General features: G+C 62.8%; 14 protein-coding genes and 1 pseudogene. 5 read left to right on the top strand and 10 right to left on the bottom strand.

Translation table 11 applies throughout. The features are described 5' to 3' along the window. Positions 1–157: 157 nt before the first annotated feature. A complete protein-coding gene (locus ACFTS5_RS02195) occupies positions 158–6,349 on the top strand; it encodes a hypothetical protein (protein WP_378626753.1) in 6,192 nt (2,063 codons plus the stop codon). 163 nt (positions 6,350–6,512) lie between these two features. Here ACFTS5_RS02195 and ACFTS5_RS02200 read toward each other — a convergent pair whose 3' ends face one another. The 3 genes from ACFTS5_RS02200 to ACFTS5_RS02210 all read right to left on the bottom strand — a co-directional run bounded on the left by ACFTS5_RS02200 (position 6,513) and on the right by ACFTS5_RS02210 (position 10,891). After that, positions 6,513–8,117, bottom strand: a complete 1,605-nt coding sequence (locus ACFTS5_RS02200) for a tyrosine-type recombinase/integrase (protein ID WP_378626755.1) — start codon at positions 8,115–8,117, stop codon at positions 6,513–6,515. Positions 8,118–8,454: 337 nt separating this feature from the next. Further along, on the bottom strand, positions 8,455–9,192 hold the full coding sequence (locus tag ACFTS5_RS02205; RefSeq protein WP_378626757.1) for a hypothetical protein: 738 nt from the start codon (positions 9,190–9,192) through the stop codon (positions 8,455–8,457). Between the two features lie 463 nt (positions 9,193–9,655). After that, positions 9,656–10,891 (bottom strand): tyrosine-type recombinase/integrase, encoded by a 1,236-nt coding sequence (locus tag ACFTS5_RS02210; protein ID WP_378626759.1) that lies wholly within the window; start codon positions 10,889–10,891, stop codon positions 9,656–9,658. 40 nt (positions 10,892–10,931) lie between these two features. On the opposite strand from ACFTS5_RS02210, the gene ACFTS5_RS02215 reads away from it, so the two are divergent. Next, positions 10,932–11,156, top strand: a complete 225-nt coding sequence (locus ACFTS5_RS02215; protein ID WP_378626761.1) for a hypothetical protein — start codon at positions 10,932–10,934, stop codon at positions 11,154–11,156. Positions 11,157–12,614: 1,458 nt separating this feature from the next. On the opposite strand, the gene ACFTS5_RS02220 is transcribed toward ACFTS5_RS02215, so the two are convergent. After that, complete coding sequence (locus tag ACFTS5_RS02220; RefSeq protein WP_378626762.1) at positions 12,615–13,502, bottom strand: IS3 family transposase; 888 nt, start codon at positions 13,500–13,502, stop codon at positions 12,615–12,617. A 2-nt stretch (positions 13,503–13,504) separates the two neighbouring features. Further along, positions 13,505–13,810 (bottom strand): transposase, encoded by a 306-nt coding sequence (locus ACFTS5_RS02225; RefSeq protein WP_378626764.1) that lies wholly within the window; start codon positions 13,808–13,810, stop codon positions 13,505–13,507. Positions 13,811–14,005: 195 nt separating this feature from the next. Between ACFTS5_RS02225 and ACFTS5_RS02230 the strand changes: the two genes are divergently transcribed. From ACFTS5_RS02230 to ACFTS5_RS02240, 3 genes are all read left to right on the top strand, one after another. Beyond that, positions 14,006–15,403, top strand: coding sequence for a hypothetical protein (locus tag ACFTS5_RS02230; RefSeq protein ID WP_378626766.1), 1,398 nt, complete (start codon positions 14,006–14,008; stop codon positions 15,401–15,403). Positions 15,404–15,687: 284 nt separating this feature from the next. Beyond that, on the top strand, positions 15,688–16,206 hold the full coding sequence (locus tag ACFTS5_RS02235; protein WP_378626768.1) for an integrase core domain-containing protein: 519 nt from the start codon (positions 15,688–15,690) through the stop codon (positions 16,204–16,206). A gap of 120 nt (positions 16,207–16,326) precedes the next feature. Continuing rightward, positions 16,327–17,010 (top strand): hypothetical protein, encoded by a 684-nt coding sequence (locus ACFTS5_RS02240; RefSeq protein ID WP_358113329.1) that lies wholly within the window; start codon positions 16,327–16,329, stop codon positions 17,008–17,010. A gap of 160 nt (positions 17,011–17,170) precedes the next feature. Here the strand turns inward: ACFTS5_RS02240 and ACFTS5_RS02245 are convergent, their stop codons facing one another. From ACFTS5_RS02245 to ACFTS5_RS02265, 5 genes and pseudogenes are all read right to left on the bottom strand, one after another. Next, positions 17,171–17,374 carry a transposase gene (locus tag ACFTS5_RS02245; protein WP_378628288.1) on the bottom strand — a complete coding sequence of 68 codons (204 nt, stop codon included), beginning with the start codon at positions 17,372–17,374 and terminating at the stop codon, positions 17,171–17,173. Further along, positions 17,358–17,893: pseudogene (locus ACFTS5_RS02250) on the bottom strand (transposase); the annotation flags it as partial. The gene ACFTS5_RS02245 and the pseudogene ACFTS5_RS02250, both read right to left, overlap by 17 nt. Before the next feature lie 583 nt (positions 17,894–18,476). Then, a complete protein-coding gene (locus ACFTS5_RS02255) occupies positions 18,477–19,814 on the bottom strand; it encodes an AAA domain-containing protein (protein ID WP_378626769.1) in 1,338 nt (445 codons plus the stop codon). Continuing rightward, positions 19,804–21,327 (bottom strand): hypothetical protein, encoded by a 1,524-nt coding sequence (locus tag ACFTS5_RS02260; RefSeq protein ID WP_378626770.1) that lies wholly within the window; start codon positions 21,325–21,327, stop codon positions 19,804–19,806. The genes ACFTS5_RS02255 and ACFTS5_RS02260 overlap by 11 nt, the downstream gene beginning before the upstream one ends. Next, positions 21,324–22,478: a hypothetical protein gene (locus tag ACFTS5_RS02265; protein WP_378626771.1), complete on the bottom strand. Its 1,155-nt coding sequence runs from the start codon at positions 22,476–22,478 to the stop codon at positions 21,324–21,326. The genes ACFTS5_RS02260 and ACFTS5_RS02265 overlap by 4 nt, the downstream gene beginning before the upstream one ends. Between the last annotated feature and the right edge of the window lie 48 nt (positions 22,479–22,526).

The following is a 22,526-nucleotide window of genomic DNA, read 5'->3' on the forward strand; positions in this document are numbered from 1 at the left end:
GTTTTCGCTCGGCGGGCTTCAGGGGCAGGGTCTCTGTACTGCGTCGTCGTTGTACGGCGACGGTTTCGAAACGCTGACGACTTATCGGCAACTGTAGGGCTACGCTGAACGGTCGTTGACCGCGAGGAGGTCGAGACACGGCGATGGGGAGAGCGAAGTGGAACCGAGCAAGGGCGAAGTGGCTGCGCTGGTCGGCTTCGGAGGTCAGTTCGAGCTGGCAGCACGCATCGTTCTCGCAAAATTGGCCACTCTGGAGTGGATTCGAGTCGCCGACCCGAACGCCGGGATCGCAGACGACTTCCAGTTCCAGTCTGGGGGTCGCCGTCACGCGCTTCAGGTCAAATGGTCGCAGGTGCCAGGGGCCTTCACTTGGAGCGATCTCACCGCGGGGGAGAAATCCCAGCAGGGGCGACCTGCGAAGCCGGGACTGTTCACGCAGTTGGCGACGGCGTGGCAGAGGCTACGCACGACAACTGCGGGGCCCCTCACGATCTACCTGTGCAGCAACGATATTGCTTCGAATTCTCCTGCGAGCCGCAGTACTCCCCTGGGCATGGCCAGTGCGTCGGTGCCTCATACCCTGGCACGGTTTGTCATTCACGGCATCGCCCCCGTTCGGGAGGCAATATCCAACGGCTGCACGCTGTGGAGTGAACTGGTCGCTCTGCCTGCGGTCGTGGACTGGAATCCGGTCTGGGAGGCGTTGCGGGAGATGGCCCCGCTCACCGATGAGGAGTTTGTCGGATTCATCGGGGCATTGGAGCTGCGTTTCGGCGTACAGGCGGTTGATCCGCTACTTCTGCCCGACCAGGACGGTGTGGACGACGACGACGTCGAACACCTCAGGGTGACACTGTGGGACATCGTCCGCGAGCCTGAACGACCCGAGCAGCTCAGCCGTGATGAGCTGCTGAAACGACTGGGGTGGACCCACAGGCTCGCCTACCGGCATCCACACAGGTTTCCGATCCCGGCGGTCTATACCGCCAACAACGCCGCGCGAAGCGCCTTGGAACAGCGAATCACCGAGTTCGGCAGCGGGTACCTGGCGTTGATCGGCCCCGCAGGATCGGGCAAGTCGACTCTGCTGGCCAGCATGAAGCTGCCCGGCACAGTGGTCTACTACTACGCCTTCGTACCCGACTCCCCGAATCCACTCAGCAGTCGCGGCGAAGCCGAAAGTTATCTGCACGACGTTTCGCTGGCTCTGGAGACGAGCGGACTGGGGCGCCGTGGGATCGCCAATGACCTCCACAGCCGTAGAGCGGTGCTGCTCGATCAGTTGGACCAGGCAGGGCGGCGGTGGACGCAACAACGTGAACCGACGATCCTCATCATCGATGGACTCGATCACGTACCACGAGAGCAGAGCCCGACGCGATCCTTCATCGAGGAGTTGCCAACACCTGCCGCGCTACCCGACGGCGTTTTCGTTGTCCTGGGCACCCAAAGCGTGGCGATGCTGCGGCCTGAGATTCGCGCGGTCCTGGAGCAACCGGATCGCACGGTCGTCGTGCCGCCACTATCTGTTCAGGAGTCACGTCAACTCATCGAACTCAGCGGCGTCGGCTCCTGGTTGTATGACAACCAGATCGAGAAAGCAGTCGAAGCAGGCGAAGGCCATCCACTGGCCTTGACCTACCTGCTCCAGGACCTGGCCGCACTGCAAGAGCACGACCCAAACCTGCAGTCGCGCCGTGAGTCTGCATGGGTTCTGCTGCGCGGGGCTTCCGATTACGGCGGCGACATCCAAGCGCGCTACCGTGGATACTTCCTTAGTGTCGGGTCGAATCCGGAAGTTCGTGATCTGCTCGGAATGGTGGCGCGACTGCGCGTTCCTATCAATCCGGCGTGGTTGGCGACCTGGACGGACCCCGCTGTCGTCGCGACATTCACCGAGACTACCGCCGCATATTTTCGCCAGTCCGGCGACGATCTGCAATTCATCCACAACAGCTTCCGGCTGTTCCTGGCCGAGGAAACCGCCCGTGTCGGCCCTCTAGTCAGCCCAGATACTGATCGCTACTTCCACCAGCGCCTGGCCGAGGTCTGTGCCGATGCACGCGATGAGTGGCGCCTCTACGGTGAGGAGGAGATCGCACATCGATATCTGGCGCAACAACACGACCGTGTTCTGACGCTCGCGACTCCGGACGAACTCCTGCAATCCCTGGTGAATAACCTACGTCCGCTCGAAACGGTCCGCGATCACGCGATGTTAGGTATGCGCTCGGCCATCAGCATCGACGACGCGCCGACGCTGGTGTCGCTGCTGATCTTCCTCAACGAAATCTGGGTACGCGACTACGTCCTCGAGACTGCTGAGCTGGCGAAAACCATTCTCCTGAGTGACCGTCGGATCGCGCTTGACCACATCGTGCGGGCTAACACTCTGCGTGTCGAACCCGCCGAGGCGGTGCGGCTCGCTGTCGAATTCGCCACTGTGGGTGGCATCGATGCTGCACAGCAAATCGTTCGCGCCTGTGGCGGAATCGCAGGCCTGCTCGACACCGCGAGACGATCAGACACGGCGATCGCCGACTGGGCCAAGGTGACTTGGCTGCTGTCGGGAACCGACGCCGTTCTCGCCGAACTCGACCATCACCTGCCAGCAAAGCCCGCAACAGATAAAGCGGACACCACCGCTGATGTCTCAGATGATCGATTCTCCGATGACGGCGAAGAGGAAGACCGCGCATACGGCCGCAATGTCGTGCATATGGTGTGCTTGCACCGAGCGGTGGAAAGCCGTGACGAGCTGGAAATCGACCGTCTCATAGCCATGATCGACAGCGAAGCAGGACCGTCCTGGCGAGCGAGCGCTCGGCTGCGCAAAGCACAGGCGGCCTCGGATGACCAGATATCGGAGCGGGTGCTGCAGCTCGTCGGTGAGATCGCTGCCATCGATGTAGAGGACGCATCAGAGGGAGACGATGACGACGAAATTGTCACCGAGGAAGTCTCCCGCCATGCAGTAGGGCTGGGAATCCGTATTGCGTGTGCTGAACTCCTCGTCCGGCATGGATACTCCGACCGGTCCGAGCTCGACGCGCTGGTCCCGCCGGGGACGGTGCCGGCGGGACCAGCTCGAAGTTACACGCGGGAGGAGGGGTTGTCCGCTTACGATACGTGGATAGCTCTGTACCGACTGCGCCGGATGAAACGAGATCCCGCCCCGGAGCAGTCGGTGTCACCGATTGATGAGACCGATGACCCGTATCGGGAGCGCTTGCGGCAGGCACTGAAGGTGCTCGCCGATCTGGAAGGCCAGCAGCGCCTGGCAGAACTCGGACTCGATGTACCCCCCTCCGTCGCGGCGATGGCGCGTCCCATCATCCGACTCTGTGAGTTGTCTCCCGGCCACGACCAGAACTTCATGGCGCTGAGTGAATTGTCGAGTGTCTTTCGCGACTTGCAGGCTCGCGTTATCAAGGTCGCGGCTGAGTCCGGGGGATATGACGGGTTGATGCGGCTTCTCGCCGAATATGACGCTGCCTGGACTGATCGTGTCCGCCGTTCTTTTTGGTCACCCGAACAACGACAGGCGGTCATCACGGCTGCGTTGAACACCGACCCCGAGTCTCGACCATGGGCTGTGGAATGGCTGAGTGGACTCGACATCGAGATCGACGCACTTCACGATGAGCCGTACAGCCGGGCGACTCGATACCTTGGCCAGGCGCGGGCATGGGCAGCTGCGCAAGAGCACGATGCCGCGCTTCGGTGCGTCCAACAGGCTGTGCGAGCGTCGATTAGTCTCGGAGCAAGCGATCACGACCAGCAGCTCATCGAATGGGTCGACTGGCTCGCCGAGGCCACCACGTCAGGACTGCTGGAACCGATCGAGTTTGACTCGGCTGCCTGTCGGTATGCCGAACGCTTGGCGGCAGCGGCCACCGTTGCAGGGCTTCAGGCGTCCGACGCTGCCGAGCGACTCCTTGAGCTCACCTTCGCTCAACACCCGGCATTGGGTAGCGAGTTGGCTGAATGGCTGTGCAACGCTGGAGTTCTCAGTGAAGCGAAGATGATCGAGGTCATCACAGCGACCGCATGTCGACATCCCGAGATCCCGGTTGCCGATGCCGCCGCCGTAGCGGCTCGACTGCTATATCCGATCGCGACCGAACGACCTGCCCGCATCGAGGAGGCCGTGGAGTCGCGCGAGGATCTTGATGGATCGGCCATGCAGACACTGCGGGATGCTGCGGCTCTGTGCCCAATCCCGCTGCCAGTTCACGACCCAGACCCGGCCTCGTCGGAGGTGATCCCCTTGAGAACACCGCGTGTGGAATCGGACCAACCACAGATCAACTCGATCGGGTCACTTCTGACGCTGATGCGCACGGCCGATTCGATCACCGACACGGCACCGATGGGAGGCTGGGATGAGACCGTCCAGCGTCTGGCGTCGACAGGGACAGTGCCTCTGGCAACCGTGCGAGCTCTGATCGAGCACGCCACCCGTGTTGGTCTGCATGGGCCCGCATTGGGAACCCTGATCGCACTTGCAGCCCGATCAGGTGATGTAGGGGTTGCCGAACGCACCCTCACCGATGAGTTGAGCAGCACGGGCGGATGGGGATGGTTGCGCCACGCCGATGGAGGATCGCGACTGGCTTTGTTCGGCGCGGCTCTCGTCGACCGCTGTCCAGAACTTGTGCGTCTCGCACGGCACGATGTCGCCAACTCTCTGGCATCCGGCTCGCTGTCAGGGAATCTATCGCCTGAGGACATTCGACGCATCATCACAGTTGTCGCAGGGGCAGATCTCATAGCCGCAGCATGGCTACAGGTTGAGTCCCATCTCGACAGAATCATCACGCTGCCGATCGACAGGATAGAAAACCCGATCGACTTCACCACGGTCACAACAACTCACCCCGTGGTGGTGCTCGCGCGGTGGGTGACGCGATTCCTCGGCCATCCAATCCGTCCGGTCGACTTTGGCGCGCGCCGTGCGCTGCAGACTCTGCACCACCGGCACCGCGAATCAGTCCAGCCGGCCCTCGCCGAAGCGATCGACACCGGAGGATGGAGAGGGGAATCGGCTCTGTTGAGCCTGATAACGACCCGACCCGATGAGCATGTCAGCGAACTTTCGGTTGCGTTGACCGAGGCAGTGGGTAGAGCAGCGGTTGGTTCTGACGGTATCTGCCGTGACCTTGCAGCCAATATCGGCCACATCTATGGCATCCGGCTGCCTCGTCCGAGCGCCCAAGCATTGCCGACCGCCTACAACTTGGTACTGCCGACGCCTGCGGCTCGAACATTGCCCGAGTTGGATCATCGCGGCGTGCCCTACCTGGACCTACATGATCCGCGGCAGTTGGTCGCGCCCTTCGACCAAGCCCTGGAACTGCTAGCCCATTGGTCGTCGCTGCCTGTATCAGCTTTGCTCTACCGGGCAGCCCGTGTTGCCGCTTCCAGCAGCGACCGGTGGATCGCTGCTGGTCATCAGGGACAAGCTGAGCTGCTCAACGCCCGTCAACAGCGGCTCGGCTACCGGCCCTGGGCCTACATGGCCGGCCGCCGCGGTCTGGCAACCGTGCTCGCCGAACTCGCCGACGCCGGACTCCTGGACAACATCCCGTTCCCCAGGTCACATCACCTCGGCCTCATCGACGAACGTCTGGTCGGCATTGAGCCGGACTCTTGGCCCGACACGATGCCACTACCCTGGATAGCCGAAACATCACCCGTCCGTGACTTCCGACGATGGTGCGCAGAGACTGGCCAGGCCACGGAGCAATACATCGACGACTACCTCAACAGCGGCCATTACATTCTCGCCGAGCGTGGTAGCTGGCGGATTCTGGACCTGGGCCTGCCTGAGGAGGACCGCTCCCTCTACACCTTGCACGACTCATCGAGCTGGCCATTGCTTCGGCCCCGGGCACGCCCATGGGAACTGAACTTCGATGGCGCCCAGCGGTACCCCGAGTCCCCAGACCTCGAGTGGAGCTGGGAAGAACTGGTCGTGCACGGACACGAGCACTCCAGCGACGCGGTCGAGATGACATGGTTGGCCCTGCATCCTGCGGTAGGAGAACGACTGGGATGGCGACATGACACCCGGAAGTTGTTCACCTGGACCGGACACGATGGACGATGGCGCGCCCGATCACTTCTGTTCGCACAGGGCGATCTCACCCACACATCGCACAGAGACGTCGCTTCCACACACACCTGGCAGGTGCAACTCAGCGACGCCGGATACTCCGAACTGGTAGGGGTATGGCCAGTACTTCGTAGGGAACTACAGGTAGACAGGAGACTGCCACCCAATAGACGCGACGGCCGCCCTGATGAGCAACGCGGCACTTCTCGGGTGATTCTTGCTGACCGGTGAGCACCTGACACAACGGCGGCACGACCGTTACTCAGCGGCGTCGCGCCTGACCTACGGGATACCGGCGCATCCCCGGCTCAACCGATCAGATGGTGGGTGTTGGCAGCCGCTCCGGCAGCGCGTCGGCGGGTTCGATGGCGAGCAGCAGATTCGCAGATCCTGTTCAGTCCGACTCGAACCTCAGTCTGTGGGGGTCAGGGGTTCGAGTCCCCTTAGCTCCACAGTTGTCCAGGTCAGTGCGAGTTCCCGCTGCTCTTTGGCGACCTCGCTTGACCTGGCGGGGTTCGAAAACGTCGTCGCGATCAGGCAATGCTGACGAAGGACGGCGGGCGTCACAACCACGTTGCAGTCGAGGCTTTCCGGTTGAGAAGGCGGAGGACCGCAGTTTCCGCCTTGCCGTCGCAGAAATTCCGAGCCGAACCATGCCACTCGCTGACGCAGTCTGGCTTCGGCCGGTCACCGCTCGGTTGAGAACATCGGCGGCCACCCTGTGCGGGTGCCCGCGCGCCATATAGAAGCGTTGGGTCATCGCCGGGTCGGCATGGCCGAGGACGTCGGCGGTGACGCGGGCTGACAGCCCGGCGTCGTCGAGGATTGTGGCGACGGCGTGGCGGAAGCTGTGTGGGGTGACGGTGTCGGCGAGGCCGAGCGCTACCCGGACGCGCTGCCAACTGTGGCCGACGTTCTGCGGATCGCGCAGGGTCCACGAGGTAGACGGGAACACCAGGCCTGGTTCCTCGATTTCGGGATCGGGAGGCGATGTCAGTCGTCGGGCCGCCAAGGCCGCTTTGCGGCGTTCGAGGATTTCCATGGCGAACTCGGGCAGCGCGATCGTGCCGGTGTGGTTCTTCGGGTCGTCCGTCTTGGCGACACGGATGAGCCCTTTGCCTGGGATTCGGACCAGCTTCCCGGTCGGGCGCAGCGTCTGCGCGTTAACGTCGATATCGGTCCATACCAACCCGAGCATCTGGGATCGACGCAGCCCGGTAGCGGCGTACAGGGCCATCATGTCGGCGAGGTCGGTTCGTTCGCAGTACACGGCCACCGTCGGCGGGTCCGAGGTGACCGGGGTGCCGCGTTCGCGTTCGGCCTTCGATGGTGTGCGCGGGCACGGGGCCTGCGAGGTCCGCACGGCCGAGAGGATGAAGCGCAGTTCGTCGATGGTCAGGTTGGCTGCGCCGCCGGTATGGCCTTTGGGTTCGATGTTCTTCGGTGTTTGTGCTTCGCGGACCGGGTTGACCTGGAGTGGGCCCGTGCGGACGGCGTAGCGGAACATTCCGGAGAGCACAGTGCGCGCAGTTCGCATGTTCGAGGGGCCTCTGGTGTGGCCGACTTCGGTCAGGAATCCCTCGATGGCTGAGGTGGTGACTTCCATCAGTTGCCGGCCGCCGAACGCGGTCTCGAACAGTTTGGCCACGTGGTCGTAGCGGGTGATGGTGCTTGGTGCGCGGTCCTGGGTAACGAGGTATTCACGATAGCGTGCCCACAGTCGCGCGACCGTCGTCGTGGCGGACAACTCGCCGTCACCAAGATCGGCGGTGATGGTGATGGCAGCTGCCAGCACGGCGTCGAGGGCACGCTGACCGGTGCGGTCGGGGACGGGGTGGCCGCGGGAATCGAGTTTGAGTGTGGAGGTTCGTGTGACCTCGCGCCGTCTGCCCGAGGGATCTCGGACGCACACGCGTGCTTTCCAATGGCCCGGTGTCAGCTCGGTGAGCATGGGCTTGCCGGGAACCCCGATGGGCCGCGGTGGTCGCCCGCGCCTCATCGGGGCGCGCCGGACGGTAGCAGTCGAGGGAGGCAACCGTGGTGCCGAGCGCGTATCTGTCTCAACGGAATCACCTCTTTGGTTATTGCGCCGAGACCCTGCCCTCAGCCTTGGGGGCGATGACGCTCAGCGGGATCGGAGATGGGTATGGGTATCACCGCAGGTACTGGTTCCGACGGACGGCTCGGCGCGCTGATGTTGCTGGCTGGCGATGCCCTCGCGGACGACCGCAGATTTGTGCTTGGACGATTGATCGCGTTGACCCTTCCAGGAAACCGCAATTCATCGGGCTGCGCCACCATGTCTCGGCTGGCAAGAAGTCGCGGCTGTCATAGCGTCATCGCTGGCGTGGACCGGGGTGGCTGAACGGCTCGAACAGGCGATGGATGCTCTCGGCGAAGATTGTCTTTTTGCCGATGTCGGTGAAGAACTCTCGGAAGTCGTGATCCTCGTACAGAGAGTCCCTGAGCTGCTCGAATTGGTAGTCGTAGTCGCTCGGCGGCAGATCGTTGATGCTCGGCGACATCACCCCATTTTCAGTCGTGGTGTCCTCGGCGTATCGGAGGATCATCCACAAGGCGATTTGCTCGGCGTTGCAGCGCGGTTCTGGTGCCTCGCCGTGCTGAAGGTCGTCGACCAATGCGTCGACGCGCTCGATGAACTTGTCCCGAAACGGCTTACCGTGTCCTCGAAGCCTGGGTGGCAAGCATTCGTCGCCGAGTTCGTCGATCTCGTCCGAGAGGATGCAGCCTTCGGTGCGCAGTGCTTCGGCCGTCCGGGGCGTAATCGGACACGCGTGGAACGCCCAGTCGTAGTCCGGATGGTCGCTGTCGTAGTCGGCTGACTGGTCAACTCCACCGGTTGGGCCGACGGGAAACCGCATCACGCCGCAGATGGACGGCCGGAACAGCGCGTCGAGGTACCGGCCGTGGCCGGCATAGTCGCCGGTGGTGATCGCTTCGACGATTTTGTCCACTTGAGAGCGCACCGGCGCGGGGGCTGTCACGAGAGCCTCGTCCACGAACTGCGGGGCAAGCACCGTACCGGTCAAGAGTGCGTTGAGCGCATCAGCCAACCGGACTGCCTCCCAACGTGTTTCGCATGTAGCAATGGCAAGTAGGCGATCCCAGCTGCCTTGACTTTGGTGGATTGCGAAAATGCGGTGCTTCGACGGTGTCGACTGTGTCAGGAACAGTTTGTAGGGGGTGCGTAGATCGGGCATAGCGGATAATCCTGTCGATTCGGCGCGGCAGCCGAACGACTCGGGCCCAATTGTTTAGGCCAGTTGTCGGCGCTGCATGCCTTGAAGGTGGATCCGCACTGGTTACCGCGGTTCGTCCGCCGGTCCCGTAGTGGGTGATTCCACGGTAGCACGGGACTTTTCACGCGTCCGAGTGTTTTGAAGAGGGCCAGGAGTGCGTGGCAGGGACCTGGCGACCTCGCGATTGTGGGCGCCGTGCCGGGTCGGGTCGATGTAGCGGGTATTGATGAGAGCGGTGGCCAGGAATACTTGCGTGCCAGCGCGAAGGATCTGCTGGTTAGGGTTGGTCCGCGGAATCCCCGCTGTCGCTGCTGGCCAGCTTCGCGATGTTGTCAGCCAAGGCTTGTGCGCGTCCAGCGCCGACTTTCTGGTAGCGCATCGCGGCGGCGGGGGTCTTGTGCCGCAGGCGTTCCATGATTTCGGCGAGCGTACCGCCCGCTTGCGCGGCGACGGTTCCTCCGGTGTGTCGTTGCTCGCCGGGTCGGAAGTCGGGGCGTCCGATCTTGACGCACGCCGCGTTGAAGATTCGGCGGTAGACCCATTCGCGCATGGTGTCGCCGGTCTCCGGGTCGGGGAATAGCAGTGAGTTCGTCGGGGAATCGACGTACCGGTCGAGATGGGTGCGGACCGCCGCTCGGATATGGCTGGGGATGACCACCGGGCCCGTCGAGCCAGATTTAGGGCGGCCGATCTCGATCTTTCCCTCGCGGTAGGTAGCGGCGAACGAGACGGTCATGACCGAGCAGTCGGAGTTGAAGTCGCGTCGACGCAACTCGAAGGTTTCGGATGGGCGAAGCCCACACCAACCGGCGAGCAGCACTGAAACGGACAGTGTTTCGGGCATGGCGGACGCGAGGTTGCCGATCTCGGCAGGGCTCAGAACGGTGGGATCGTGTGCCGGCTGGACCGCTGTCGCGCCCTTGATGCGACACGGGTTCTTGACGATGAGTTCGTCTTCGACGGCGACGTTGAGCACCATCCGTAGGACCTCGTAGGCCCGTGCCCTCTGCGTCGGGACTTCGGTGTGAACTTGGTCGGGATTGGACTTTCGTCCCCGTTTGCGGACACGGGAGACGTTGCTGTACCAGTCCCGGACCATCGCCAAGGTGATGTCTTGCACCGGTGTCGATTCGAAGGTGGGGTTGATGTGCAGGCGAAGCAGCGACTTGTAGGACTCCATGGTGCGTCGGGAGAGGGGTTGGCCTCTCCGGGAGACTCGCGTGGCAATGATGCGTGCGGCGTAGGCGCCGAAGAGGACCGGAGGCGCTGGCTCTGAGACGGCGATCGGCAGGTTTCGGAGTGCGGGAGGCTCCCATGTTTCGAGATCTATCAGAGTGCGTTCGGCTGAAAGCCAGCCTTCCGCGCGTGTTTTGGTGTCGAAGGTTTGGGCCGCTTTGTGCAGGCCGGTGTCCGGGCCGATATAGCTCGCGAGCCAACGGCCGGAAGGCAGTTCGCGGATTCTGCCGAAACCGCGACGGGTTGTCGCACGCGAGCGGGACTTCTTCGGTGGCACTGGACCTCCTCGTGGTCGAAGATGCGCGGGATAGATGGGCTTGGAGTTCGTGCTCGCGAGTGAGAGCTGGGTCGTCGAAAACGTGGGAGCGGCGACGCTTCTCGACGCTGGCAAAGATCAGCGACCGCGTCGGAAGCTCGTGCGGATGATGTGGCACCGTTGTGCGTCGATCTGGCCGTGGCTGGCGATCGTGCGCGAAGGGTCGGGCGACGGTGTCGTTCTCAAGGCCGACGTCTACCGCCCTGTCTGTCGCATCGGTCGGTGAGCGCAGTAGAAAGCCGACCCCCTGACTAGGAGGTCGGCTTGGAGCGCGGCGACGGGATGTGGGTGTGGTCGGGCAAGACTCGCGGCTCGCTGTGGGTGGCCCGCGTCAGGCATAGGTCGGCTCCATCGTGCGGACCTGGCGCTTCTCGGCTACAGCGGATGGTCTCTACACGCTGGGGATACCGAGCCGATCGTCGGGGTGTCAGCGTTGACTTATGTTGTCCAGCCAAAGAACTCGGTGCGATGACTGTCGTCGGGGTCGTCGACGACGCGATCCGCATCGGCCACGATTCACACGACAGGAACACCTGGACCAGCGTCTGGCGGCGAAGCGCGAGCTGACGAGCGATCCAACGGGCCACCGCACTGAGAGTTGTTGCCTCATCAGGACGAACGTGTCGGCCGGTACGGGTGAATGGATCTGAGTATGAAGGCATGAACTCACCTGGGGTCACGTCCCCTGGTCAACAGCTCTTCCTGGCCCAGTGTAAGGGCAGCGCCGTCCGCCGTCGAGCCGGGCACTGATCCAGCGGTTCCGCTCCGTTGGGGACGTAGTGGTCGTTGCGCACTTTCGCTGCAGATTTCCCGGCGATGCCCTCGGTGCTCGCAGCGATCGCGGTTCCGAGGTTCGCTGGTTCTCATTCGAGGAACGTGAGAAGATCGTACGGGATCTCGGTTCGAGTCGATCAATTCTGGAACGAGTGAGCCGTCGCGTGCGGTGCTCCGGCCGTGAAATCGAATTCGCGTCGTTGCTTCCTTTTCTGATGCTGTCAGGGCACCTCTGATCTTGATGCGGAGTTCTACCGGCCTGGAGTCGCGTCGGGTTCGAGTGGTACCGGATCGCACGATCGCGTCGTGGGCGGGTTGGACGGCGGTGGCTCCTTTGAGTTGGCAGGGGTTGTTGGTGATGTGGCCGTCCTCGACCGCGACGTTGAGGACCATGCGAAGGACCTCGTAGGCGCGGGCTCGTGTAGTGGGCACTGCGTCGTCGGCGTCGATCGTCGTGGATTTGGCTCCTCGTGGGCGAACGCGTGTGACGGTGCTATACCAGTCGCGGACCATCTTGAGGGTGATGTCGGTGACAGGTGTCGTTTGGAATGTCGGGTTGATGTGATCGCGGAGCAGGTAGTTGTAGTAGTCGATGGTTCGCCTCGCGAGGGGTCGCCCACGTCGGGACACTCGGGTTGCGAGGACTCGTGCAGCGTATTGCCCGAACAAGATCGGAGGCGGTGAAGGCTCGGTCGAGGTGCGGCTGTCTGGGGGGGGGGAGTCCAGATGCCGCGTTCTATGAGTTCGTGTTCGGAGGCGACCTAGCCTTCCGCACGTATTCGGGTGGCGAATTTTGTCGGGGCTTTGTGGATGGCTTTGTCGGTGCCGGTGTAGTTGGCTTGCCATCGCCCGGAGGGAAGCTTGCGGATCCCGCCGAACGTGAGGTTCCCCCGCTGAGCCGGAGAGCAAATTACCTGGTTCCGGCTGGAACCCGGCCATGGTAGCTGGCTTCGTACTCGTCGGGTGACCGCCAGCCGAGCTTCTTCTGGATCCGCTGGGTGTTGTACCAGCCATCGATGTAGGCGAACAAGGCGTTCTCGGCGTCTTCCCGTGTCCGCCAACTGTTTCGATACACCAACTCGGTCTTCGGGGTGGAGAAGAAATTCTCCATGAGAGCGTTGTCGTAGCTGTCGCCGACTGAACCCATTGATTGAGCGATCCCGTTGTCGGCCAACCGGTTAGCGAACCGGATCGCTGTGTAGGTCGACCCGCGATCGGAGTGGTGAACCAGCTGCCCATCGCGCACGTCTCGCGTCCAGACCGCGTACTCCAACGCGCCGAGGACCAGCTCGGTGTCACAACGGTCCGAGCACTTCCAGCCCACGGTTCGGTTCGAGAACGCGTCCCGGACCGCGGCCAGCCAGAACACACCCTCACCGCAGACGATGCGGGTGGCATCGGCGACCCACAACCGGTCCGGCTCGCCGGCAGTGAAGTCACGATTGACCAGGTCTGGGGCTGGGGTGGCACGCCGATCCTGTCGGGTCGAACCCAGCCGCCACTTCTTCCGCAGGAACGTGCCCTGCAAACCCGCACCCCGCATCAACCGCTCGACGCGTTTGCGGCCGACAGAGAACCCGCGCCGGGCCAGCATCGCGTGAACCCGCGGCGACCCGTAAGACCCGCCGGAGCTGGTATGGATATCGTCGATCTCAGCCAGCAGCTCTTGGTCGGCCAGCTTCCGCCGTGACGGCGCCTTCGCCTGCCGCAACCAGCCGTAATACGTCGAAGACGCGATCCCCAGAACCCGTAATACGAGCTCGACCGGGTGCTGCGGATATTCATTGACGAACCGCACGATCACCGCCGGGTCTGGCTGAGCTCCGAGGCGAAATATGCACTCGCATCGCGTAATACATCGTTGACCCGCTCCAGCTCGGCGACTCGTTTACGGAGTTGCTTGTTCTCCTCGGCCATGTCGGTCGTCGGGCGGTCGTGGCGGTGGCCGGCATCGGCTTCGGCTTGGCGGATCCAGTTCCGCAATGCCTCGTGATGCACCCCGAGTTGCTCGGCGAGCTTCCGGATCGTCGGCTTGGGATCGGACTCTCGATACAACCGCAAGGCTCGAGCCCTCAACTCGTCCGGATATTTCTTCGGTGCTGCCACTGATCGACTCCTTCCGGTCCTATCGGACCACGGGTTGCAGCTCTCCGTGAAAGCGGGGGAACCTCACCCAGCAGCTCACCCGCTGACCGGGCCATGTCGTGTGCCTGCCGGTCGCTGATCAGCGACCGGACCGCAGTCCGAAACGCTTCAGGCCGGGCCGCAGGCTCGGCGGCCAATTGAGGCTATTCTCATGTCATGGTTTCGATCATTCGACTCGATGATGCTGAAACACGAAAGTGGGCATGGAGTCTCATCGATGAAGGCCGTCGAAAGATAGCAATTGAGCTGTTGGGTGCCGACCGGGCGCTTGTCGAACTACCGGCAGCGCTGACCGTCTTCGTCGCCGAGCTGGCGAGTCTGTATCAGACCTCGTTCGCGAGCTGGTCGCTCCGGACTGTCGAGCCGTCCGGGCTAGTAGTGATCGCTGTCGGTCAGACGAAGTCGGGCAGAAGGGTGAGTCAGGTCGACTGGCGGCACACGGTTAGTCCTGTTGCCGTACTGCGTAATCCGATATGGCTGGACGAACTTCTCGCCGACTCAAAGTATGTGAGTCTTCGGCAGGAGTTGGTATCGGGAGAGCGAATTGTTCGCCTCAGGAGTTGGGATAGTGCTGGCTTTGTGTCCGCCTTGCTGGCTGCTTGCGATGAGACGGATCGGGTCAGCGCCAAGGCTGTCGTCCAGGCGGCTGTGCAGGAGTCGGATTCTAGTCACGTCTCCAATATTCTGGCGCAAGAGCGCGATGCAACGATATCGGCAATGAAGATATCGGGAGTGGTCGACAGCTTGGCGAATCTGCAGAACGTTCCAGTCGACAGCGGAGATCCCACACCGTTTCTGGGGCGGGTTGAATCGGCGGGCTCGGGTGGCCGTGAACGTGGGGTGCCGCTGATCCGGCAACATGAGGACTCGATCATTGGACTGGATGCGCGGAACGTGCTCGATTGGGTTGGGCGTGAAACCGAGCACGCGGCGGCGATGGTTTTCAGTAATCGCGATGGGCGTCAACTCACCGTGATCAACGCGAACCGGCTGGGGATCGAACAGGCTGTCGGTGCCGACCTCGTGTACTATAGCCCTTCTTATCGAGCGTATGTCCTTGTGCAGTACAAGATGATGTCTGCTGGGCAAGGGAGTCGAATCGATCCTTCTAACTGGAGATTTCGTCCGGATAAGCAATTCCGAGACCAGTTGGTCAGGATGCGGAACGTTGAAAGCAGTCAGCGTCAGGGTGATGACTGTGAATCGGCGCATGATAGCTATCGCCTCGGACAGTCATTGACCTATTTTAAGTTCTGTCGGCACGACACCGGGCTGGACGCGAAAACTCAACTCATGAAGGGTTCTTATGTATCGACAGAATTCGTCGACGTTCTGTTGGCATCCACTCAAGGGCCTCGCGGTGGACAAGTAGTCGATGGCGGAATCCTCCGAGATCGCGGCTTAGACAACGCCGCGTTTATTTCTCTCGTGCGCACATCTTTGATCGGATCCAGCGGGGCGACCTCGGACGAGCTGCAGCGTGTTGTAGCAGCCTCGCTGGCGGGAGATCGGAGTGTGGTATTTGCTATGCCGCATCAAGATTCGACGTCGTGAAGCGACCAAGCAATCATCGTCGAAGTGTGACAAAGGCGCTAAACAACGGTATCTGCCTGCGGCCGATGGTGTGAGTCCATCATTGTTGGCACTGAACCAGACTACTGCACGATCAGGTGACAGCGGGGCCTGTCCCACTCTTCGGGTTTCCACTTCGGGTGGCTAACTGACAGCCTGCACGAAAGGCTGAACACCGTGACTATCCTACGGAGTTCCGTGCCTGCGCGATCGCACTGGTCCGTGCAGGCAAGCAAGCCAAGCGGACCGCCGTGTCGGTGCCAGAGATGGCACCGGACGCTCCGAAAGTGGTGTGGGCGTTGCACTTCCAGTTTGATTTCACCGTCGACGGGCGGGCGGTGAAGATCGCGTCGATGATCGACGAACACACCCGCGAATCGTTGCTGCACGTGGTGGAACGCTCGATCATCGCCGATCGGCGCCGAGCTGGAGAAGGCGTTCGCCACGGCGGGCGGGCCACCGAAGGTGCTGCGGATGGACAACGGGCCGAGTTCATTTGTATCGCACTGCAAAGGTTCTGCACCGACAAGGTCGGTCTCGTCTACATCCCGCCCGGCACTCCCTGGAACAACGGGTTCGTCGAACCGTTCAACCGTAGGTTGCGGACGGAGTGTTTGAACCGCAACCACTGGACCAGCTTGCTGGAGGCCCGAGTGGTGATCGGCGATTTCGAGGCTGACCACCACCGGCGGCATAGAAATTCGGCACTGGGCTACCTGACGCCGGCCGAGTGCGCTGCGGCCTGCACCTGCACCCACCACCCGGTGGCCCGCGGGACCAACTGAACACGAAATGACATCACCTGGCTCTACTCCTGGGTGGTCTCGTCATCGGGGACTGCTCACCAGGGAGTACGCAGAAGTCGCTAGAGGCGCCGTCGCGGAGGGTCGGGTAGCCTGCGCGGAATGCAGGACAGTCTCACGCCGTCTCCAGCTCAGTCGCGCCGCGACCTCGTCATGTCACTGGGGCTGGGTCTCGTCGTTTTCGGTGCGCAGGCTCGGGGCCTCACCGTCGACGGGCGTCTCACGGGCGACCAAGTTCGTCGGCTCCTACCAGCTGGACTAGTTGGAGCGATTGGTGGCGAACTCGTTGCGAGTGTCATGCATCTCGCGCAGGGGCGATGGGCTTACGCCAGCGCTGCGCTTGTTCGCCAGCTGGTCGAGATCGAGTACCTCGCTTGGGCGGTAACAAACGATCCAGACGATGCGTGGGAGTGGTTCAAGTCGGACAGACGAACCCGCCTACAGCGCTGGCAGCCGGGCAAGATCCGCGAGCGTTCGGATGGGCGATTTCCGAACAAGGACTATCACGATCACTGTGAAATTGGCGGCCATCCCGTTCCGGAACCCGCGATGAACGTCCTGGATCATCGCGACGAATGGGTTGAGGTCACCCTGTATGAAACTGTTCTGCACGGGGTAGCTACCTGGCACTACTTGCTGTGTGCACTTGAGGGAATCGATCCGATCTCAGAAGTGGAGCGCCACCATCGGCTTATCGACCGAGCGTACGAGGCTTGGCGAAGAACGGAAACCATGGATAGCGGACTGCGAAGCAAAACAGCAATCAGTGACGTGAATCCGCGTTAACCCGGATCTTTCGTGGGGTTGATGGCCCGGCCTGATCGGTTTCGGATTGGTTGTTTCCCTGATCGGGGCGGCGTCAGCCACCCAGATCAGCGGGGATGGCTGCCGGGTCCACGGCCCCGGTTGAGGTTCCTTCCATGTCGTTGGGGTGGGTTTGTGCTGCTCAGGTGGTGTTGAGGCGGGCTAGTGCGGTGGTGAGCAACTCGGTCCAGGGGTGGTGGCTGGGCAAACGGAGGTGGGTGCGTTTGGGGTCGCGGGCCAGGCGGGCGGCGATGGTGAACAGTCGCAGTCGCAGTCGTTTGGGTTCCCAGCGTCGGGCGGGTGTCCGGCCAGCGCGATCATCTGGGTCAAGCCAGCAACGGATGATGCCCGAACCCCTTCTTGAACGTCGGGCGGCCTTCCCCTCGTCCGAATGCGCGCTGACCAGGGTCGCGTCGATATCGATCACCAGCGGATCTTCGACGGTTAGGCCGCGATCCGGTCCGTCCGTGCCCGCCCGTTTCCATACCGCCGATCGCGCTGCCGCGCGTGCGGTCCTGATGGCCTTCAATGCTTTTCGTGGATCGGCGGCCAACGTGGCGGTCAACCGGGAGGCAGTCGGGTCCGAGGCGACGGGCCCGAACACTGCGGGCTCGACACGAAGCAACGCGAGATCGGCCAGACAGTCCCCGCCGATCGCCGCGGCCACCGCCAAGTCCATCACGATCTTGCCCGGATCATGAACCGCCAACGGCTTGCGCCAAGGCCGCAACGCTGTCGATAACGCCGTGACCAGCCCCGATGCCTCAGCTGTCCTCAACAGCACGGCCGCCCCGGCATGGGAAACGATTCTTGAACCGGACCCGCCGGTGAGCGACCTCGGGTACGGCGACGTAGACTTCAACACCAGAAAGGTGCCCTCCGCGACTCGATGATTCAGACTTCAGCAATCCGAATTATCGCCGCTCAGAGCACCTTTCGCTATCTCAAGCCACCCGGCCATCACCAGCCGGATGAAATCTCCGGGCTAGGGGCACGCCCGGTGCACGACCAAACGGGGATTATCGAGGGAAATGCCCTCGCCTGTGCGCGACGTGAGCGATACATGCCAAACGGACTGATTGCCGCTGGGGGTGACCATGCCAGTCGCCGATCTGTCGAATCCGCTCGGATGAGAAGTAGACGGACGTGCCGACGGAGCGCGGCAGGGCTCTGGAGTTGGCCATTGCGGGCGATCGAGTAGGCGGCGTGCCCGCGGCCAACGATGTCGACGACACCGTCAGACACCGGCTGAATATCGATGCTGATGCCCGGCGACCTGCGCAATGAGCCGAATCATTCGCCACCTGTTCCGAGCAGATCTGTGATAGCCCGCCTGAGGCCGGTGAAGTCGCTGTCCGATGTGCGGAGTAGACCTCGATCGCTCCGGCCATCACGTGAACAAGACGCCGGACGAGCAGCCGAACGGTTGGGAATGTCAAGTTGGACCGTCAGGCCCCAACTCGGTGCCGCGTGAGGTGACCCATGACCACCTGGTTCGCCTGCCAGCCATCCGGGAACTTCGCTGGCACCGAGAGATGGATCGGCTCGGTCGACGGGTGGCTGTCCAACAGATCGACGATGCCCGCTCGGCCGACCACGATGCAGGCCTGACGATGCCGGGAGGTGAGAACACAGAGCCGGCCGGACTCGAGGTGGAAGGAGGTCGCGTCACGCCGACCGGACAGCGGATGCACGACGACCATGACTTCGTACTCGCGTCCCTGAAGGCGGTTAGCGTTGTCGACGGTGATGCTTCGGGCTTCCGGGTTGCGTGATCGGCGGAGCGCGGCGCGGACGAGGTCGGCCTGATCGCGGTGTGCGACACCGATCGCGATGTCGCCGGCCCGGAGTTCACGGCCTTCAGGCGCGTGCTCGCAATGACCGGTGGTGCCGCGATCGAGCAATCTCGTGGCGAGATCTGCCGCCGATCGGATGGTCTCACCGTCGGTTCGCGGGACATGACGACGGGGGAGTTCGTGGAACGCCCACCCAGTCGCCGCAGCCATCTCAAGAGTTTCGTCGAGTGCGGTGGCACCGAGACTCCGGGCCCGGAACCGCAGAGACCGTGCGCCTTCTTCTGTGCCGGAGGTGAATTCGGTCAGCGGATAGAACGCCTCCTGAACAACGGGCGAAGCCGACGCCGGGAGGCGCCAAGACACGGGCAGCGAGTGTACCGGAGTGTGCGGATTGTGTTGCAGCATGACCCCTACGCCGTTCTTGGTCGGGTCGTGCGGCAGGCCGGTCCACCGTTCTGATTCGGTGATGGTGAAGGGGTCGAGCTGGCCAGGGTCCCCGACAAAGAGCCCGCGGTCGAACCGTCCGACGATCTGGAGAAGTTTGTCCGAGCGCATCTGGTACGCCTCGTCCAGAATTGCCCAACCGAACGAATCGCCGTCGACCACCGCCCATTTCGCGGAGGTGCCGACGACGATGCGAAATGCGGAAAGGTCCTTCAGGGTCAGTTTGCTGGTGCAGATGTCAGAGACTTCGGATGTGGGCTGATATTCGCTGCCACTGAGCCGACCGAGCGGAATTCCCGGGTGTGCTTGAGTCAGACGCCGGATGAGGTCGTCGACCTGATTGTTGGTCTGGGCGACGATCATCACGCGCTCGCCGCCAGCTACGAGCTCACCCGCGGCGCGGACGACGAGTGTGCTTTTGCCGGCTCCGGGCGGAGAATCGACCACGACAGCCCGGTGGTCGGAGCCCGCCATGTCGGTCATGACCTGTTTGATCACCGCTTCGGCCCGGGGGGCTGGACCGTCGATCGGGTTGTCAGTCGGCATTGCCCCACTCCTCCGTGCTCGCGGTGGTCGAATTCGAGATGTCCGGATCGGGTGTGGTGCTGATGTGGGTCCACAGCGGTTCGTCGGCGCCAGGGAATCGCGGTTTGGTCCGCCAGCCCGGATCCGGCAGGTAGGCGAGAGTCTGCCCGACCTCGGGGATCGCTCCCGGGGTCGGTTTCGTAGGTGTACCCATCCCGCCGGTGACCTCGATTGTGACGAGGCTGGAGTCCAGATCGTGCTCTGTTGCAATGATCCTCGATTTGTGGCTGGTCGGCATGGAGGGGCTGATCAGGGTGGTCCCTTCAGCCAGACGAGTGGGATCGAGGGTCCGCAGGACGAAGCGAGGCCGCAGAATCAGCTGGTTCTTGTCGCTGATGACCACACGGTCGGCTTCCACGGCTTCGACCTTGCCGGCGAACGCTTCGCCGTCGCTTCGCCGGTCGGCGAGTACGAAGGGATCGTCGAAGGCCTTGTCGGCGTTGAATTGTTCGATGGCCCGCTCAAGGCGGCTCAGTCGCCTCGCGGCGCCGACCGCGTTGTCCCGCGCGCGTTGAGGCAGTGCGGTGCCGGTGTCCTGGTAGTCGGAAAAGGCGGTGAATTGCGCGCAGTCGGCTTCGAAGCGTTTCGTCGCTCGGGGGGCCTCCGGGACAGCGCTCAATAGCGCTATCGCGTCCCACATCATTCGCCACGTCGGTTTGATCTGCTCGCCGATCAAGTCGTGCAGCTCCTGCCGCGCGAGGTCGATGGCTTCGGCGACCCCGGAACGGCGGGCGGTGTCGAAGTCTCGGATCGCTGGCTGCAGTTGCCGGTTGTCGAATTCCGGGGATGTCGACGGTCCAGCGGGCGGACAGATGATCGGATTCTCAGCGTCGAGCAGTGCCTGCTCGACGCTGACGTTCCGGGGCGGGTCGATCCACGCCATGACCGACGCCAGGTTCTGGTCCTCGAGGGTGCTCTGACCGGTGGCCCAGTGTTCGGTGAGGAGATCGGTGACGGCCAGCAGCATCGAAGTCCCGGCCTGCTCCGCGCTGTCGGCCAGCTCCGTCAACCACCTTCCCAGCTCCGGTACAACCGCGGGCACTGGATAGTCGCCGGTCGTCTTGCGGAATCGGCAGGTGCGGCCCAGATCCTTCAATGTCTGGATCCCGCCGCGGTTGGGCACCAGAATCTGTGGCGCGGAGACGAACTGTGACCTCGACTCTTTGTTCTTGGTGCGAATTTCGCGGCGGTTCGTTCGAAATTCGTTGATGTACTTCATCATGATGTCGCCGAATTCGGCTGCGAAGCGGAAACGCTGGTCGGGATTGCGCGGCTGCCCGACGATGATCAGCCGCCCCGAACGCTTCGCGGATCCGACCATCATCGCAAGCGGTGATCCGGCCTCGCCCGCCATGACCAGCGGGATGACTACCAGCGGCTTCGGTGACAGTCGCCGGTGCCGGTACTGCGTGACCGGCACCGCCTGCGTCGATTCCATCGCTTCGATGCGCGCCAGCGCCGAGACCCGACTCATTGTGCGCCCCCTGCCGATGTACTACGGGGGCTGGTCAATTCGGCCCGCAGCCAAGCCGCATGCCGAAGAGCCGCTGCGATTTCCACCTGCTCCTGGCTCGGCTCGAGCCGTTTGTGAGCGAGCCCCAGTGCCATGCTCGTGGTGTCGATTCCACCCAGCGGCTCCGTGACTACCGGACCCAGGACATCGAGACTTCTACATGCCCGTGCTCGCGATCGACAGAAGAAGGCCATTTCGCAATGGTTGAGGCAGTCCGGCCGGTACGCTGCCGGCACGAGCTCAAGCGCCTTCAGCAGCTCCGACTGTGGGCGCCGTGGCCTTCCGCGTTCGTCCTTGTCGAGATCGAAGGTGATCCCGTCGGGCAGCAGGTCGAGCTGGCTGCTGACTCGTTCGATGCGCTCCAGCTGCCGGGCGAGGTTCTTTACCTGATTCTGGGCGTCGACGAATGCTCCGGTCGGACGGTTGGTGAAGTTCTTCGGCCCAACGAGAATGATCCGGTCGGACACGATCTCGGGGTGGACGCCGTGGGCGGCCAGCATCGAGCGCAGCGCGAGGATGTAGGCGCAGGCCTGCGTCGTGGCGGACTTCACCAGTGCGGGATCGGCCTGGCCGTCGACTACCGGGAAGCTCTTGATCTCCACGACGTGGAGTTTGTCGCCGAACTTGAAGGCGACCAGGTCGGGCTCCAGGAAGACGGGCTGACCACCGACCTCCAACCGCAGCAGGGGATGGTCGTAGAGCAGACCGTCGCCTTCGCCGTTCACTGCCGCGACCAGCTTTCGCGCGGTTTCGCGATGACGGACCGAGGGACTGCTCACTCCGCTGACCTCGTCCAGGTCGTGATATCCGACCTGCGAAATCGGGAGGTCGAGCACCTCGCGGAGGACACGGAGTAACTCGGCGCATCCGTCGGCTTTCACCATCTTCTCGAAGGTGTTGCCACGGGTGATGGCGAAGATGGACTGTCCGAACTGAGTTCGATAACCGGCGTGTTCCGCGATGTCCTGCTTGTTGGAGCCCGATGCGTCCAGGACAGATCGCAATGTACAGCGCGGATTGTTCTCGAGCGCGGCCAGCGACCGGGCGTTGAAGTTCAGACGGGTTGCTGACCCACGCAACGCATCCAAACGATTGTCGGGAGCTACCTTCACGGCAGTGTGATTCCTCAGTGAGAAGGGGCAGGAGGGTCTGGCGAATTC

Source organism: Nocardia sp. NPDC056952 (assembly GCF_042674185.1).
Lineage (GTDB): Bacteria > Actinomycetota > Actinomycetes > Mycobacteriales > Mycobacteriaceae > Nocardia.